This is a genomic window from Hymenobacter qilianensis (assembly GCF_014489555.1).
Classification (GTDB): domain Bacteria; phylum Bacteroidota; class Bacteroidia; order Cytophagales; family Hymenobacteraceae; genus Hymenobacter; species Hymenobacter qilianensis.
Genome location: NZ_CP060784.1, coordinates 1,572,488 through 1,589,679, shown reverse-complemented (window position 1 = coordinate 1,589,679; position 17,192 = coordinate 1,572,488). Strand labels below are relative to the sequence as shown.

Genomic DNA, 17,192 nt, shown 5'->3' with positions numbered 1-17,192 from the left:
CTTTTTTCAAAACTATAATTTCCTGACGCGCTATGTGCGGAATCGTTGCTTACATCGGCTATCGTGAAGCCTGCCCATTATTATCAAAGGCTTACGCCGCCTAGAATATCGCGGTTATGACTCGGCCGGCGTGGCCCTGCTCAATGATACTCTGAACGTATACAAAAAGAAAGGCAAGGTTCAGGAGCTGGTTGATTTCATTGAAGAGAAGGATACCCACGCTCAAATCGGAATGGGTCATACGCGCTGGGCAACGCATGGCGAGCCCAACGATGCCAATGCTCACCCGCACTATTCTACCTCCGAGCGTATTGCCATCATTCATAATGGCATTATTGAGAACTATGCTGCACTGAAAACCCACTTGCAGCAGCAAGGCCACGTATTTCATTCAGATACCGATACCGAAGTATTCGTTAACCTGATTGAGGAAATCAAGAAGCAGAATAACTGTTCTCTGGAAGAAGCGGTTCGCCTGGCTTTGCACGAAGTGGTGGGCGCTTACGCTATTGTAGTGTTAAGTAAGGACAACCCAAACCAGCTAATCGCGGCCCGCAAAGGCTCGCCTTTGGTTATTGGCGTTGGCAAAGACGAGTTCTTCCTCGCTTCCGACGCGACACCCATCATCGAGTACACCAACGAGGTAGTGTATGTGAATGACTATGAGCTAGTGGTTATTCGGGATGGCAAGCTGGAAATCCGCTCGAAAGAGGACGTTAGCCAAACGCCGTATATTCAGAAGCTGGAGCTGGAGCTCGAAAGCATCGAGAAAGGTGGTTACGAGCACTTTATGCTCAAGGAAATCTTTGAGCAGCCTCGTTCTATTCTCGATTCCATGCGTGGTCGTCTGGAGTTGGAAGCCGGCCACTTGAACATGGGCGGTGTGCGGGCCTACGAGCAGAAGTTTGTAAACGCCCAGCGCATTATCATCGTGGCTTGCGGTACATCGTGGCACGCGGGCTTGGTAGCCGAATACCTGCTCGAAGACTTGGCGCGCATTCCGGTAGAAGTAGAATACGCTTCGGAATTCCGCTACCGCAATCCGGTTATTTCGGAGCGTGATATTGTTATTGCCATTTCCCAGTCGGGCGAAACCGCTGATACACTGGCTGCTATTGAGCTGGCGAAGAGCAAGGGGGCAACCATTTTCGGAATCTGCAATGTAGTGGGCAGCAGCATCGCCCGCGCTACTGATGCCGGTGCGTATACCCATGCTGGCCCCGAAATCGGCGTAGCGTCCACGAAGGCATTTACGGCGCAGGTAACGGTGCTTACGCTGTTGGCCATGATTGTGGGCCACAAGCGCGGCACCTTATCCGACGTGAAGCTGCGGGAGTTGATGGTGGAGCTGAGCAATATTCCTTCGAAAGTAGAGCAGGCCTTGCTCCTTGATACTGAGATTAAGCAGATTGCCGAAATCTTCAAAGACGTTCCAAACTTCCTGTACCTGGGCCGGGGCTACAACTTCCCTGTAGCATTGGAGGGCGCACTTAAGCTAAAGGAAATCAGCTATATACACGCTGAAGGCTACCCTGCCGCCGAGATGAAGCACGGCCCCATCGCCCTGATTGACGAGAACATGCCGGTGGTGGTTATTGCGACCAAAGACAGCTCTTACGAGAAAGTTGTTTCCAACATTCAGGAAGTGAAAGCCCGCAAGGGCCGCATTATTGCCGTAGTAACCGAGGGTGACCAGGTGATTCCGGCAATGGCCGAGTTCGTCATCGAAGTGCCTGCTACCAGTGAGGTGCTGATGCCGCTTGTGTCAGTGGTGCCGTTGCAGCTACTCTCCTACCACATTGCCGTGCTGCGCGGCTGCAACGTCGATCAGCCCCGTAACCTGGCCAAGTCGGTGACAGTGGAGTAAGACGTCTATTATATAAAAAAGCCCCTCAGAATATTTCTGGGGGGCTTTTTTATGAACTATGAACTTCAGCAGCCCTCCTTTCGGAATTTAATGAGAAAAGCTTTATCCAATACTTACTATAGCAAGACCTTTAGTGCTGTAGCCATAGCTTTGATTGTCGCACTTAGCCTGCTGCCATTCATTGCCCTGTGTTGGTACGCTCATCCTTCGGGAGATGACTTTCTCACTGGCAATGACGTTCGAAAGCATGGACACTGGGGCTATATCGGGTTCACCTACCTGCAATGGTCGGGCAGATACACTTCTCTCGCATTTCAGTCATTGCTTAATCCAGTAGCTTATGGCAATACCACAGAGGGCTATGGGCTCGTCTGCCTATTGGTTTTGCTGCTTTTATTAGGTGCATGCTATTTGCTATTTCGCGCCCTCCTGGGTGAGCAGTTTCAGCAAAAGTACCTGTGGCTGAGTAGTGGCGTGTTTGTAGCCCTGTTTCTACTTCAAATGCCGAGTCCGGCCGAAGGGATCTACTGGATTACCAGCGCTTACAATTACCTGCTGCCAGCTTCCTTAACCTTGATTCTGCTGGCTGCATTAGTGAGCCACGCTAGCGCGCCAACTCGGGCAGCTAGGCGCAAATGTCTACTGATAAGTGCTTTGCTGACGGTGCTTTTAGTAGGCAGCAACGAAACAAACTCGTTACCGCTGCTAATCGGGCTGCTTGGCTTTACGGCGCTTCGTTATATACAGCACCGCCGCCTCGACTGGGATTATCTATTCCTGTGCGCTGTACTGTTAGGTGCTTGTATAGTGGCGTTTGCAGCTCCTGGCAACTACGTACGACTCAACCAGGCTACTCGCTATATCAGGCTGCTCGATTGCGTGCACCACGCCGCTTCGGCCGCTTATCGTTGCTTGATTGACTGGACGGGTAATGGCGTGCTGCCAGCCATTACGCTGCTCCTTCTGCCCCTTGGCCACCGACTAAGCCGCATACCAGACCTGCCACTGAATCGGGTGGCGCAAAACCCTTTTTTATTGGGCTCTTCATGGTGGTTACGATGGTGGCTGTCTTAACAATGGGCTACTCGATCAGCAACCACTTGATGCCACCCCGGTCGCTTAATGTACTGTATCTATTCTTTATAGGAGGCTGGTTTCTGCATGCCTATGCCTGGGCCCGGTTGGTGTGGCAGCGCTTCCATTGGCTGCCAAATTCGCTACCTACTCTTGTTCGCTGGGTGCTCTTTGGGTGGTTATTTTTTGGGTTTTTTATGACCTCCCATTTTCAAATGCGCGTTAATCGGCAACAAAACAATGTAGTTGCCGCCTACCAGGACTGGCTGGGGGTGCCGGCGCACGCTATGATGCTCAGCTAACCGCTCGTTATACATATCTGCGCGCCTCAACGCGCCGAAAGGAGATAGTAGAACCATTGCAGAATCCGCCCAGGACTATACTCTTTCTTGACCTTGGTAGTAACCCTAATAGCTGGACAAATCTGGCTTACGCAGAGTTTTTTGGTAAAAGCAGTATTCAAACCAGCTCCAAGTAGATACCGCTTTACTCTGCAAGCCGAAAAGACTCGCCGCGCAAATGCATGGTTTTCAGCAGCGGACACACCTTGTAGCGCTCCTCATGCGTATCCTGCCACAGCGACTCCAGCACATCGTATACCCGACCAACCCCTATCAGATTGGCCCACTCAAATGGCCCGCGCGGGTAGCTGGTGCCCAGCTTCATACTCTTGTCAATGTCCTGAATGCTGGCTGTGCCTTCCTGCAACGTATAGCACGCCTCGTTAATTAGCATGCACACTACCCGCGGCGTAACCAGGCCTACGCGGTCCTGCACCACGCGGTAATCAGTCCCTAGTGCGGCACAGATTTCAGCAAGCTGGGGGGCATTTTCGGGGTCGTTTAGACTGACTTCCAGCAGCGGACGGTTCAGAAGCGTTGGCAGGCCGCAGAAGCCGAAAGTGAGGGGCGCTTCCTTTCCTAAATCGGCGACACTTTGAGATGAGGTTTCAAAAAACACTACATGCTTAGCTGTTTTCTCAAAACCAAAGTAACCATCGGATCTATAGAAGAAAAGTGCAGTAGCAGTCCGGAGTGCTAATTCAAATGCCGCCATATACTCGTCGTAAACAAGCTTATGATCTTTGTCCGGTTGGATGTCATCGAAGAGCAAGGACAGGAATGTATACTCATGCTCCGAGCCGAACTTCTGGCGAAATTCAGCTTCCATATGATTTGCTCCAATAATCAGCAGGTGCATATTTTCTCGTAAGTTTCGGCTTAAAGATACCTTCCTTCCTCACAACCCTACCAAAATGCCCCCCACCATCATTTATTCCCCCGACGCGCCGGCTCCCATCGGCCCTATAGCCAAGGTATTCAGGCAGGCAACACGGTTTATATTTCGGGTCAAATTGCCCTGGATGCGCACACGGGCCAGCTTGTTGGCAACGGCGACGTGACGGCCGAAACGCATCAGGTAATGCGTAATCTGCAAGCCGTGCTTCAGGCTGCTGGCCTCACTCTGCGCGATGTGGTAAAGTGCAGCATCTTCGTAAAAGACCTTGGTAATTTTGGTCTTATCAACGACATCTACGGCAGCTACTTTGAGGCTGATTACGCGCCTGCTCGCGAAACCGTAGAAGTTAGCCGACTGCCCAAAGACGTACAGGTTGAAATTTCCTGCGTAGCCGTTCGAGCCTGATAAGATCAGGCGCATCTTCGTTGTTATCACCCAACGACAAACCCGCCCGAGCCAGCCGGCAACGGGCGGTTTTGTCGTACCTTCGCGCCGCGTTTTTTTAGTCTGAGCGCGAATTTTTGTTTGTATGGAAAGAGAAGTTCGGGTGCGATTTGCGCCCAGCCCTACGGGGCCGCTGCACATTGGCGGCGTGCGCACCGCGCTGTATAATTACCTACTGGCCCGCAAGCTGGGGGGCAAAATGCTGCTTCGCATTGAGGATACCGATCAGAACCGCTTCGTGCCCGGCGCCGAAAAGTACATCATGGAAGCCCTGCATTGGGCCGGCATCCAGATTGACGAAGGCCCGGAGCAAGGCGGCCCGCATGCGCCCTATCGTCAGAGTGAGCGCAAGCCCATGTACCGGCAATACGCTCAGCAGCTCATCGACAGTGGCCACGCTTACTACGCCTTCGATACGCCTGAGGACCTGGACGCCATGCGCGCCCGCCTTACGGCTGCCAAGGTGCCTAATCCGCAGTACAACGCCATCACGCGCAACCAGATGCGCAACTCCCTTACCTTGCCCGAAGATGAGGTAAAAGAGCTATTGGCCAGCGATACGCCCTACGTTATCCGCTTGAAAGTGCCCCGCAAAGAAGAGGTACGCTTCCAGGATTTGATACGAGGCTGGGTAGTAGTGCATTCTTCGGCCATTGATGATAAGGTCCTGATGAAGTCGGATGGAATGCCGACGTACCATTTGGCCAACATCGTGGACGATCATCTGATGGAGATTACCCACGTGATTCGGGGCGAAGAGTGGCTGCCCTCGGCGCCGCTGCACGTGCTGCTGTATCGCTATCTGGGCTGGGAAGGTACCATGCCACAGTTTGCCCACTTGCCGCTGCTGCTTAAGCCCGATGGCACTGGCAAGCTTAGCAAGCGCGACGGCGATAAGCTCGGCTTCCCTGTTTTCCCGCTCGAATGGCACGGCATAGACGCCGAAACTGGTGAACCGACTGTCAGCAGTGGCTACCGTGAAAGCGGCTATCTGCCCGAGGCTTTTATCAACTTCTTGGCGTTTTTGGGCTGGAATCCCGGTTCGCAGCAGGAGCTGTTTACGATGGACGAGCTGATCGAGTCTTTCTCGATTGAGCGCGTGAGCAAGTCGCCGGCCCGCTTCGACCAGAACAAGGTGCGCTGGTACAACGAGCAGTACCTGCGAGCCAAGCCCGACACTGAGCTGGCGCAGTACCTGCTGGCCGCTTTGCGCGAGCACAACATCGAGTGCTCGGAGGAAAAAGCCGTACTGATTGCCAGCGTGATGAAGGAGCGCGTAACGTTCCCTCAGGATTTCTGGCGGGAAGCGCAGTATTTCTTTCAGGCCCCAACCACCTACGATGAGCAGGTGATAGCCAAGAAGTGGAACGCGCCTACGGCCGCCGCGCTAACCGAATTTGCCCGTGAGTTGCCTAACTCTTCCGATACTTCACCCGATGGCATTAGAGCGCTGCTTACCCAGGTACTTGAGCGCCAGGGCATCAAGATTGGGCAGGTGCTACAAGCACTGCGCGTGGTGGTAACGGGCGTAAGCGCCGGCCCCGACCTGATGGCTACGATGAGCATTATCGGGCCCGCTGAAACGGCTCAGCGCATCGAAACAGCCGTGCAGAAATTGCCACAATAACTCTGATGTAGGGGCATCATTTCGTGCTGCTGCTACTTTCTGCATCCACTACAGGGGCCGCGCCGTATTGCTACGGGGCGGCCTTTGCGTTTTGGAGCAGGGTGCTGTGACCTAACACACCGAAAAAGGACGACGATATGGCTAAGAAACCCGTCAAAAAGAAGAAAAACGACCCGGAAAAGAAGGCTAGGGTACACAAAGACCTGGAAGGCTTTGAGATAAAAATCAATCCGCTGGGCGAAATCACCTCCACCTATACCATCGAAGAGGTCAACCAGTTTCTGAACCGCCACGTGCGTGACAAGAAGCTGGTGAACCGCGATGGGCAGTTCGGCGAGAAAATCGAAGAAGACGAAGAGTTTCCGCTGGAAGAGGGCACGCCCGAGCCAGAAGAAACGGAAGAGGAATTTATGCGCCGCACGAGCCGCGAGGCCAAGAAGCCCAAGAAATCACCACGCGGCGCGGCCGATGATTCTGATGAGGAAGAGATGATTCCAACCACCGAATCGCCCGAATAGCGCCGCATCTACTCTACTAAAAAAGCCCCCAACAACCATTGGGGGGCTTTTTTAGTAAGTGTCAACTACCTAGCCTGAGCACTGACATAGTAGAAAATCATAAGTCAGCGGTCAATCTTCCATGCAATCATAGCATTTCACTATACTTGAGAAACTTTTGCTTTTCTCTCTTTCGCTATGCAATCCCACGACGTAGACTACCGCATTCTGGGCAACGATATTCAGGTGCTCGAGGTAGAGCTCGACCCGAACGAAACCGTCATTGCCGAAGCCGGCGCGATGGTGTATATGGATGAGGCTATTGCTTTCGAAACGAAGATGGGCGATGGGTCGGAGCCTGATCAGGGACTGATGGGCAAGATTTTCTCGGCGGGGTCGCGCCTGCTCACGGGCGAGTCGTTGTTTATGACGCATTTTACGCATCGTGGCGGCTATGGCAAAAGCCGGGTGGCGTTTTCGGCACCGTATCCGGGCACCATTCTTCCGCTTGATTTGCGCACGCTGCCGCAAGGACTGATTGTGCAGAAAGACGGGTTTCTGGCGGCGGCGCGCGGCACGAAAGTCGCAATTCACTTTAACCGCCGCCTGGGTGCGGGCTTTTTCGGGGGCGAAGGCTTTATCCTCCAGAAGCTCACGGGCGATGGCAAAGCCTTTATTCACGCCGGCGGCACCGTCATTGAGAGGCAGCTGAATAATGAATTGCTGCGCGTGGATACCGGCTGCGTAGTTGCCTTCGAGCCCAGCATCGACTTCGACATTGTGCGCGCTGGGGGCTAAAATCAATGATTTTCGGCGGCGAAGGGTTGATGCTGGCTACCTTGCGCGGCACCGGTAGAGTATGGGTCCAATCGATGCCCGTCAAGAAACTAATTCAGGCGCTCATGCCCAATGGCGGCAATGCCAAAAAGGAAAGCGGCGGTATACTGAGCAGCTTCCTAGAGGAGTAAGACCACACATGTAAGCTCGCGTCATCGCTACGGAGCACATTCTTGACTCTATGTTATTGCGCGGGCTTATCAACCGTTGCTAAAGCTGCGTGGCTATGAAGCCAATGCTAACGACTAATGTGCAAACTAAGGCGCAGATAAACCCCATAGTCAGGATGGCACTCAGCGAAGAAAGCTCGCCCTCTTTAGAAGTAGAGTTGCGGCGGGAAACATAGGAGCGGGAGCGGGTAGTAGGGGCGGGCACAGTGTGAAGTCTAATCGTTTGAGATTTGCACAAAGTCAATACCCCCGTAATATATCAACAATAATGCCGTCTAAAATAGTTATATATCATCTTTATTTTCGCGCATTTAATAACCACCTAAAGTGCTAAGCCTTAAGTCCTGTTTCAGCAGCAATGCACTTAGAGCTTCCTCACCGATTGCAGCTTGCCCGTATGGTACGTTTCTACTTTCTCGGCCTGCCCGCTGGGTGAGTACGAAATCCAGTCGCCCAGCCAGTAAAAGTGCGCGTCGGTAGCGTCGGTCTCGAATTGTGCTTGCCCGCGTTTTGCCACCCGGCCATTGGGGTGATAATAAGTAATAAGCTGCCGACCAGCCGGCCGGCGCAAATAAACCTCCTGCCGCTCTAGTACGCCTGACAGACCATAGTAGCGCCAGCGCCCGACTGGCTGGCCATGTTTGAAACGCCCTTTAGTACCTATTTTCTGGTACTGCTCATCATAATAGGCGTTCCATCGGCCGTGTCGCTCGCCGGTGCGGTCGTACTCATTAAGTGACCAAAATCCGATGGGTAGCCGGTTGCGTGAGGTAGCGGTAGAAGCTGAGCTAGCACAGGACGAGAGCCACAGCCCCAGGGCTACAATCCAAAGTTTCTGACGCATACGGGTGCTGGTTGAAGTTAAAGCGGAGTAACAACAACGCGCGGCACGCCGCTGGTAGTTTCAACTAAAGAACCGCTTTTTTCAAACCTCATATTCGGGTTTAATTAGCTGGTCATGAGTCTATAAAATGCGCAGAATTTCGTCTAGCAGTTCTCGCGAGTTGCTTAAGCGAGGCACTTTATGCTGCCCGCCAAGCTTGCCTTTGCTGGCCAGCCAACGCTCAAATGTGCCCGCCGGAGCTACCGTAAGCTGGGCGGAGCCAGCGCCATGTCACGGTGCCGCTTGGCGTCGTAGTCGGAATTGAGCTGGCGCAGCGTGTGGTCCAGCACGGCAACGAACTGGTCGGGGCTGGGGGGCATTTTTGTGAACTCGATAAGCCACTGATGGCCGCCGCGGGAACCAGCCGACGCATCGAAGTAGATGGGCGCGGCCGTGTAGTCGCGCACGGTGGTACCAGTAGCCTGGCAGGCGGCAGCAATAGCGGCGTCGGCATTTTCAATCACGACTTCCTCGCCGAAAGCATTCAGAAAATGCTTGGTGCGCCCAGTGATGCGGATACGATAAGGCGCCAGACAGGTAAAACGCACCGTATCGCCGATTTTGTAGCGCCATAGTCCGGCATTGGTACTGATTACCAAGGCATAGCTGCGCCCAAGCTCTACTTCATCCAGCTGAAGGGTGCGCGGATTCTCTGCCTCAAACTGATCAGCAGGGATAAACTCGTAGAAAATGCCGTGGTCGAGCAGGAGCAGCAGATCTTCCGAGTCAGGCTCGTCCTGCACCGCGATGTAGCCTTCCGAGGCATTATAAATCTCCAGGTAGCGCATGCGCTCGTGCGGAATCAGCTCCTTGAACAGCGCCCGATAAGGCCCAAAGGCTACCGCGCCGTGCAGAAAAAGGCGCAGGTTGGGCCAAACCTCCGTGATATAATCGGCGCCGGCTAAGGCCGTTACGCGGCGCAGCAACAGCATCATCCAGGTAGGCACCCCGCCAGCGTAGTCACATCGACGTGCTGTACGTGGCGGGCAATGCGCTCAATTTTCTCTTCCCACTCATCCAGCAAGGCCAACTCCAGCGGAGGAGTGCGCAGGAACTCAGCCCACCGGGGCAAATTCTGCATGATGACCGCCGACACATCGCCGACGCGGGAGCTGGAGTCGTCGGGGCGAAAAGGGTTGGGGCCGTGCGTGCCGCCCAGAGACAAGGTTTTGCCCCCAGAATCCGCTCCGACGGATACAGCGCCGTAGCCAGCGCCACCATGTCGCGGCCGGCGCGGTAATGGCCCGCATCCAACGATTCGCGGGTGACGGGAATGTACTTGCTCCGCGCGTTGGTCGTGCCGCTGGATTTGGCAAACCACGTCACCTGGCCCGGCCACAGTACGTTGGGCTCGCCCTTCAATACTCGCTCAATGGCAGGGTACAAGTCTTCGTAGCTGCTAACGGGCAGACGCTGGGCCAGCTCGCGGCCGTCGAAGGCGTCGGCGAAGCCGTAGCGCTGTCCCCATTCCGTAGCCTGTGCCGTGTGGAGCAGCCCCCGTAACAGTTCGCGCTGCACCTCGTGCGGGTGGCTCCGAAAGTGGTTGATAGCAGTCAATCGCCGCTGCACGGCCCAGGTAATAATTGAGTCAATCATTGTTGCCTAAGCAATGGGGTTGTACTCTCGTGACCGTCATGCAGAGCATTCTGCGCATGAAGCAGAGATGAAACATCTCGCGTGTTTACCAAGATTACTAATCAGACGTGAGCACGCGAGATGTTTCGTCCCTGGCTTGATGCGCCATATGCTCTGCATGACGGCCATTTACGGCGCTAGATCTTGCGCTTATACTCGAAATGCTTGCCTAAGTATACACGGCGCACGGTTTCATCGGCGGCCAGCTCTTCGGCGGTGCCGGCTTTGAGCAGCTTGCCTTCGAACAGCAGATACGCCCGATCGACGATGCTGAGCGTTTCGTTCACGTTGTGGTCGGTGATGAGGATGCCGATATTCTTGTGCTTGAGCTTGGCCACGATTCCCTGAATCTCCTCCACGGCGATGGGGTCAACGCCGGCAAAGGGCTCGTCGAGGAGAACGAATTTGGGGTCGACGGCCAGAGCGCGGGCAATTTCGGTGCGGCGCCGCTCCCCGCCGGAAAGCACCCGACCCAGGTTTTTGCGCACATGGGTGAGGCTGAACTCATTGAGCAATTCCTCTACCTTATCACGCTGAGCTTGCTTTGGCAGATCCGTCATCTCCAGCACCGCCAAGATATTTTCCTCCACCGTCAAGTCGCGAAAAACGGACGCTTCCTGCGCCAGATAACCTACTCCGCGCTGAGCCCGCCGAAACATGGGCAGCTTCGTAATATCTTCATTGTCGAGGTGTATGGAGCCTGAGTTCGGCTTCACCATGCCCACAATCATGTAAAAGCAGGTGGTTTTGCCAGCCCCATTCGGCCCCAGCAAACCCACAATTTCGCCCTGCTCCACAGTTACGCTCATGTCGTTGACCACGGTGCGGGCCTTGTAGGTTTTGATCAGGTGGTCGGCGCGTAAAATCATGGGGTAAAGGTAGGACGGTTGGCGGGTTTTAAACTTAGCGGTCATGCAGAGGCGACGCCGAAGCATCTCGCGTGTTTAGCGGGATTATTAATCTCACTTCAGCGCGCGAGATGCTTCGGCTCCGCCTCTGCATAACCGCCTTTATTACGCTTAAATTTAATTACGCCTTAGGAGACAGCAGCTGCATACGCAAAGCTTGCTGAGCGGGCGTGGGGCCGGACTGGCCTCTACCACGTTGGTCAGCTCTACCTCAAACTCCTGGGGTGTTGCCTGGCGCTCCTGGGGGGCTTTTTGGTCTTTGGATTGAAAGCGCACTTTCACGGGCGCGGCCGTGGTTGGCTCTACCAACGGGCGCAGGAGCTTTTCGGCATTCGACATATCCAGCTTGGTGCCATTCACAGCCAGAATCACATCGTCGTCTTGCAGGCCGAAAGCGTTCTGATCGGGCGCGGTGGAAGCTACTTTGAACTGTTGCTTTTCGGTATCATAGCCAAAGCCTAAACGGCCAAAGGCCAGTACTTTACTTTGCTCCGTGGGAGCGTAGCGCCAGCCTATTTTGGCGAAATACTCGGCGTAAGGCAAAGGCTGATTGCCAATAACATACTGATCGAAGAACTGCTGAATCTGCGGATTCGTGAGGGCCACAATTTCCGGGATAAGCTTATCGTCCTCGAAGGAGCGCGTGGGGCCGTACTTCTGGCGCAAGGTCAGGAGCACATCGCGCAGGCTCTGGCGGCCCTGGCTCAGCTCCTGAATGCGGATATCGAGCAAGAGGCCAATCAGGGCGCCTTTATCGTACACGTTCTGGTACATATCCTTGTAGGGCGGCACCAGAATATTGCGGCTCATCTCCGTAAACGACACATCCTTGAACTTGGAGGCGTTGTCGATTTTCTCCTTCATCTTTTCCCGGAAGGCATCGGGCGTTACCAGGCCGCCACGCACCTGCACGAGCTGAGCGAAGTACTCGGTTACGCCCTCGTACAGCCACAAGTGCTGCGACATTTTGGGGTCGCGAAAGTCGAACTCACCTATCTCGCGGCTATGGATGTTCAGCGGCGCCAGCATGTGCAAGAACTCGTGGGAGGCTACCTCCTGCACCATGCTGCGCAGGCGCGCTGAGTCGGGGAACTCGGGCAGGAAATACACCGAGGAATACGAGTGCTCCATGGCGCCAAAACCGCCGTCTTTGCTGATCAGCGGGGAGCCTAAAGCCGGGAAATACATCAGGAAATGGTATTTCGGCACGGGCATTTGCCCGAAAAACTGGGTCAGGGCTTCGGCCATGGGGCGCATGATTTCGCGCACGTCGGCGGCCTTTATCTGGCCCGTTTCCGATACCACCGATACGCCAATGCGGGCGCCGCCGGTAGCGAAGCTGGTTGTGTCGGGGCGGCTGTAAAGGATCGGGCCGTCGGCCAGATCGACGTAGTTAGGCGCCGTAAATACATCCTGAGTGGGCGTGGGGGCCTTTTTTTCCAGGGAAGTAGCGCCGTAGAGGTCGGCGGGCTTGGCTACCGTTACCTGGTAAGGCGCCATTTTGTAGCCCTCCAGGTAGCCGTACAGCCCGTAGTGGTTGAGCACGTAGTTGTTGCCCGCTTCGAAGTTGGTGCCGCCGGGCTGGAAGATAAAATCGTCGCCCTGCTTGGCGTCCCAGGTATCATCCACTAAGTACTCAAGGCGCGTCAGGTTTTTGGCCTTGCTGATAACAAACAGGTTAGGATTAGGCTGCGTGACTTTCAGGGCTCTGCCTTTTTTGTCGAAAGCCTTGAAGCTGGTAACGAAGCGGCCGTAGTCCTTTTTGGAGTAAGAGCCCGGCACCACCGAAGGCATCACATACGATACCTGCGACTCTTTCACGGGGGGCGTATTCACGACCACGCGCACCTGATCATTAGTCACATTCTGCAAATCGACGGCAATCTGATAGCCTGCGGAAGCTGGCTTCTGCGCCTGAGCCGCTACGGCGGCCCCTAATCCAAGCCCGAGGGCAAGACCAAGAATTTTCATGCAATAAGAGTATCAGGGAAGGGAAGGAGCGGTTAAAACGAGCGCACAAGGTAACCATTGCTCTCCGCGAATTCTTTTCAACGCAGAATAGCCGAGCCGGATTCCCTATACTGCAGTTCGACGCCAGATACGCCCTTATTTTGCCCCCCAGCATGACTCGTTCTACTACTGTTAGTCGCTATGCACTTGGCCTGCTGCTCGTGGTGGCCGGAGTGCTGCATTTTGTAGCGCCGGCGCCGTATCTGCGCATTATGCCGCCGTATCTGCCAGCTCCGCTCCTGCTGGTATACCTGAGTGGCCTGTGCGAAATCGGGCTGGGACTGGGGCTTTTTTTCCGACAAACCAGGCGTTGGGCGGCCTGGGGTACGGTGGCCTTATTTATAGCCGTACTGCCCGCAAACATGTATATGGCTCAGGCCAATGACACCTTATTTCATTTGCCTGAGTGGCTGGTGTGGGGCCGGCTGCCGTTGCAGCTGGTGCTCATTGCCTGGGCATGGCGACATACAAAACCGGACTAACTCAGAACCTTAGCTTATAGGTTAGCTCGTACTTTTGCCCCCCAGCTTTCCGTGTTATATGCCAACCACTACTCTACCGTCTTCTTCTACTCGCTGGCAGCGGCTGGTGAACCACCCCGCCAGTTTGCCGGCCGTCTATGTCCTGCTGACGGTGGCCGCTACGGTGGTGCAGTTTCTAAAGAGCAGCAATCTGCCTTATACCAACTACAATAACTACATCATCTTCCGCAACGCGTTTTACCACCTGTTGCAGGGCCAGGATATGTACATTCTGCACCTGGTGGAGCAGTACGATTTGTATAAGTACAGTCCCACGTTTGCCCTGCTCATGGGCCCGTTTGCGGTATTGCCCAATTTTATAGGCCTGCTGGGCTGGAATGCGCTGAACGCCGCTGCGCTCTACTGGGCCGTGCAACAACTGCCCACCATTGATACCAGAGCCCGCCGCGTGGTACTGTGGCTGTCGGCCATTGAGCTGCTGACTTCTATGCAAAATGCCCAGAGCAACGGGCTGGTGGCAGGTTTGATTATTGGGGCGGCAGTGGCGCTGGAGCGTGCCCGGCCGGGAAGAGCGGCCCTGTGGCTGTTGCTGAGCGTGTTCGTGAAGCTGTTCGGACTGGTGGCTTTCGTGCTGTTCTGGCTGTATCCGCGGCAGCGGGTGCGTTTCGTGCTGTGGTCGGTGGGGCTGGGAATCGTGCTGGCGCTGCTGCCGCTGGTAGTCGTATCGCCCGCTGAGTTACTGGCCCAATATCAGAGCTGGGTCGTTATGCTCAAGGCTGACCATTCGGCTTCCTTCGGGCTCTCAGTGATGGGCTGGCTGGAAACATGGTTCGGATTTTTGCCCCCCAAGACGGCCGTGGTACTGGTAGGAGCAGCGCTGTTCTGCCTGCCGCTGCTGCGATTTCAGCAATACCAGCACGCAGCGTTTCGGACGGGCATGCTGGCGGCGGTGCTGCTGTGGGTAGTCGTGTTCAATCATAAGGCCGAGTCGCCTACGTTCGTTATTGCGGTGGCCGGCGTGGGGCTGTGGTGGAGCTTGCAGCCCAGCCGGCGCTGGCCCGATCTGGTGCTTTTGTGCAGCGTCGTTCTGTTCACGGTGCTCTCCCCCACCGATCTGTTTCCGCGCTTCCTGCGTAAGGCCTACGTGGTGCCTTACGTGCTCAAAGCCGTGCCCTGCATCTTTGTGTGGGCGCGCCTGACGGTGGAGCTGCTAACCCGCGATTTTGCCCCCCAGCCTGCCTCAGCCTCCAAAATACCCGCTACGGCGGCGCCTGCCGCTTCTCTTTCCGTCTAGCTTCTCCCCTGCTTTATGCCCCCGAATACGCTCAATTATTGATGAAGCTGGTCAAGTATGGCGTGGTGGGAGGCTTTGGGGTAGCAGTCGATTTCAGCCTAACATATCTGGCCAAAGAGAAGCTACGGCTGAATCCGTATGTAGCCAATGCTATTGGCTTCAGCGTGGCTACCTGCGTCAATTTCTTCCTGAACCGCATCTGGACTTTTCGAAGCCACGACCCTGCTATTCTGGGTCAGTTCGGATATTTCGCGCTGGCCGCAATTATCGGATTAGGCCTGAACACCTTGCTCCTGCGCTGGCTGTATCAGCGCTGGAAAGTGCCGTTTTACGTCGCTAAGCTGATTTCTACCGGCGTAGTCGTGATCTGGAATTTCGTGATTAACGCTTTTTATACGTTTGCTTAATTCGGAAGCGGGATTTACTCTTCCCAGCGAATGTCCTTCAGGCGCAGCTGAAGTTTTTTTGCGCCCCGGAACTCATTCATTTCCACCGTGTAGCACACACTGAAGGGGCTTCCCTGCATAATGCGGTCGAGGTATTCACCTAGTCCAAAACCGATGGCATCTACCGTGTGGTGACCATCCTGGGTGAGCACGAGCTTGAGGTGAGAGTTGCCAACAATACGCGCCGAATGGGGTACGATATATACGTTTTGCGACTCAAATACCGGGTTGGAGTTGCCTGGCCCGAATGGCTCCATTTGCCGCAGCAGGTTAAAGAAGCCCGGCGTTATATCCTTCAGCTTGAGTACGCCGTCAATTTCAACGGGCGGAATCATCTGTTCGGGCAGGATGCGGCTGGCCACGATGCGCTCAAACTTTTCGCGGAAAGCCGGCACGTTTTCGACGGGCAGCGTGAGGCCGGCCGCGTACATATGCCCCCAAACTGGTCGAGCAGGTCGGCACACTCCCCGATGGCCTCGTGCACATCGAAGCCCACCACGGAGCGTGCCGAGCCAGTGGCTTTGCCGTCGTTGCTGGCCGTGAGGATAATGGTGGGGCGGTAGTATTTGTCGAGGCAGCGCGAGGCTACAATGCCCACCACGCCCTTGTGCCAATCCTGCTTGAAGAGCACCGTGGAGCTAGCCGTGCGCAGCACCGCGTCGTCCTCAATCATTTGCAGCGCCTCCTTCGTGGTACTGGTGTCGAAGCCGCGCCGCTCCTGATTGGTTTTGTCCACGACGCCGGCTTTCTCCTTAGCTTCCTCCTTGGACTGCGCCAGCAGCATTGCTACCGAGCGTTTGGCATCGCCCATGCGACCAGCGGCATTGATACGCGGGGAAAATCCGAAAACCAGGCTCGTGATATTCAGCTCATTTACGCCTAAGCCAGCCAACTCGCGCAGGGCATCGAGGCCGGGGCGCTGGGAGCGCTGGGGGTCATTGAGCAAGCGAAGCCCATGATACGCCAAAATGCGGTTTTCGCCGGTAATGGGCACGATATCGGCCGCAATACTAACAGCCAGCAAATCAAGCAGCTCATGAAGCGGCTCTTCGTCCAGACCCAGGTGCTCGCCCAGGGCCTGCATAAGCTTGAAGCCTACACCACAGCCCGACAACTCCTTATATGGGTACTCACAGTCGGTGCGCTTGGGGTCGAGCACGGCCACGGCGGGGGCAATTCCTGACCAGGCAAGTGATGGTCGCAGATGATAAAATCGACGCCACGGGTGTTGGCATAGGTTACTTTATCTACTGATTTCACGCCGCAGTCCAGCGCAATAATCAGCGCGTAGCCATGCTGAGCGGCGTAGTCAATGCCGGCTTCCGAAACCCCGTAACCCTCCTGGTAGCGGTCGGGAATGTAGTAGTCGATGCGCTTGGGGCCAAAAAGCGGGAGCAAATACGAGTACACCACGGCCACTGAAGTAGTGCCGTCCACGTCATAGTCGCCGAATACGAGCACCCGCTCGCCCTCATGCAGGGCGCGCACGAGGCGCTCCACGGCACGGTCCATGTCGCGCATGCGCAAGGGGTTGGGAAGCTCCTGGAGCACGGGCCGGAAGTACGCGCGCGCTTCCTCAAAAGAACTCACCTCTCGCTGACAGAGTAAGCTAATAATGGCCTCGTTTACGCGTAGTGCATCGGCCAGTTGCCGCACGGTGGCGGGCTCAGGCACGGGCTTACGAATCCATCTCTTTTCCATACTATTCGGCGGGGGTCGCCGAGAGCCGGCGGCGACTTCAAAAGTAAGCAGAAAAACCGCGCGCCGCCCACGAATCCG

General features: G+C 55.3%; 10 protein-coding genes and 5 pseudogenes. 9 read left to right on the top strand and 6 right to left on the bottom strand.

Annotated elements, in window-relative coordinates; all coding sequences use genetic code 11:
* Positions 1-32: 32 nt before the first annotated feature.
* Positions 33-1,867: pseudogene (glmS, locus tag H9L05_RS07290) on the top strand (glutamine--fructose-6-phosphate transaminase (isomerizing)).
* Between the two features lie 51 nt (positions 1,868-1,918).
* Positions 1,919-2,941: a DUF6056 family protein gene (locus H9L05_RS07285; protein ID WP_317175148.1), complete on the top strand. Its 1,023-nt coding sequence runs from the start codon at positions 1,919-1,921 to the stop codon at positions 2,939-2,941.
* 486 nt (positions 2,942-3,427) lie between these two features.
* On the opposite strand, the gene H9L05_RS07280 is transcribed toward H9L05_RS07285, so the two are convergent.
* Entirely contained in the window at positions 3,428-4,141 is a 714-nt protein-coding gene (locus tag H9L05_RS07280) for a 3-hydroxyacyl-CoA dehydrogenase family protein (protein WP_187733606.1), read from the bottom strand.
* Between the two features lie 55 nt (positions 4,142-4,196).
* On the opposite strand from H9L05_RS07280, the pseudogene H9L05_RS07275 reads away from it, so the two are divergent.
* The 4 genes and pseudogenes from H9L05_RS07275 to H9L05_RS07260 all read left to right on the top strand — a co-directional run bounded on the left by H9L05_RS07275 (position 4,197) and on the right by H9L05_RS07260 (position 7,716).
* Positions 4,197-4,585, top strand: a pseudogene (locus H9L05_RS07275) (RidA family protein).
* Positions 4,586-4,709: 124 nt separating this feature from the next.
* Positions 4,710-6,251 carry a glutamate--tRNA ligase gene (gltX, locus tag H9L05_RS07270; RefSeq protein WP_187733605.1) on the top strand — a complete coding sequence of 514 codons (1,542 nt, stop codon included), beginning with the start codon at positions 4,710-4,712 and terminating at the stop codon, positions 6,249-6,251.
* Between the two features lie 137 nt (positions 6,252-6,388).
* A complete protein-coding gene (locus H9L05_RS07265) occupies positions 6,389-6,769 on the top strand; it encodes a hypothetical protein (protein WP_187733604.1) in 381 nt (126 codons plus the stop codon).
* A 177-nt stretch (positions 6,770-6,946) separates the two neighbouring features.
* Positions 6,947-7,716: pseudogene (locus tag H9L05_RS07260) on the top strand (TIGR00266 family protein).
* Positions 7,717-8,119: 403 nt separating this feature from the next.
* Here H9L05_RS07260 and H9L05_RS07255 read toward each other — a convergent pair.
* The 4 genes and pseudogenes from H9L05_RS07255 to H9L05_RS07240 all read right to left on the bottom strand — a co-directional run bounded on the left by H9L05_RS07255 (position 8,120) and on the right by H9L05_RS07240 (position 13,152).
* Entirely contained in the window at positions 8,120-8,599 is a 480-nt protein-coding gene (locus H9L05_RS07255) for a toxin-antitoxin system YwqK family antitoxin (protein WP_187733603.1), read from the bottom strand.
* A gap of 120 nt (positions 8,600-8,719) precedes the next feature.
* A pseudogene (locus H9L05_RS07250) lies at positions 8,720-10,234 on the bottom strand (GH3 auxin-responsive promoter family protein).
* 176 nt (positions 10,235-10,410) lie between these two features.
* Positions 10,411-11,142 (bottom strand): LPS export ABC transporter ATP-binding protein, encoded by a 732-nt coding sequence (gene lptB / locus H9L05_RS07245; protein WP_187734211.1) that lies wholly within the window; start codon positions 11,140-11,142, stop codon positions 10,411-10,413.
* 156 nt (positions 11,143-11,298) lie between these two features.
* Entirely contained in the window at positions 11,299-13,152 is a 1,854-nt protein-coding gene (locus H9L05_RS07240; protein WP_187733602.1) for a M61 family metallopeptidase, read from the bottom strand.
* Positions 13,153-13,304: 152 nt separating this feature from the next.
* Here H9L05_RS07240 and H9L05_RS07235 point away from each other — a divergent pair, with 152 nt between their 5' ends.
* Genes H9L05_RS07235 through H9L05_RS07225 form a run of 3 tightly spaced genes read left to right on the top strand, consistent with a single transcriptional unit; the run spans position 13,305 to position 15,374 of the window.
* On the top strand, positions 13,305-13,673 hold the full coding sequence (locus H9L05_RS07235; protein ID WP_187733601.1) for a DoxX family protein: 369 nt from the start codon (positions 13,305-13,307) through the stop codon (positions 13,671-13,673).
* 58 nt (positions 13,674-13,731) lie between these two features.
* Positions 13,732-14,967 carry a glycosyltransferase family 87 protein gene (locus H9L05_RS07230; protein ID WP_187733600.1) on the top strand — a complete coding sequence of 412 codons (1,236 nt, stop codon included), beginning with the start codon at positions 13,732-13,734 and terminating at the stop codon, positions 14,965-14,967.
* Between the two features lie 41 nt (positions 14,968-15,008).
* Positions 15,009-15,374, top strand: a complete 366-nt coding sequence (locus H9L05_RS07225) for a GtrA family protein (RefSeq protein WP_187733599.1) — start codon at positions 15,009-15,011, stop codon at positions 15,372-15,374.
* A gap of 14 nt (positions 15,375-15,388) precedes the next feature.
* Here H9L05_RS07225 and recJ read toward each other — a convergent pair.
* A pseudogene (gene recJ, locus H9L05_RS26790) lies at positions 15,389-17,114 on the bottom strand (single-stranded-DNA-specific exonuclease RecJ).
* Between the last annotated feature and the right edge of the window lie 78 nt (positions 17,115-17,192).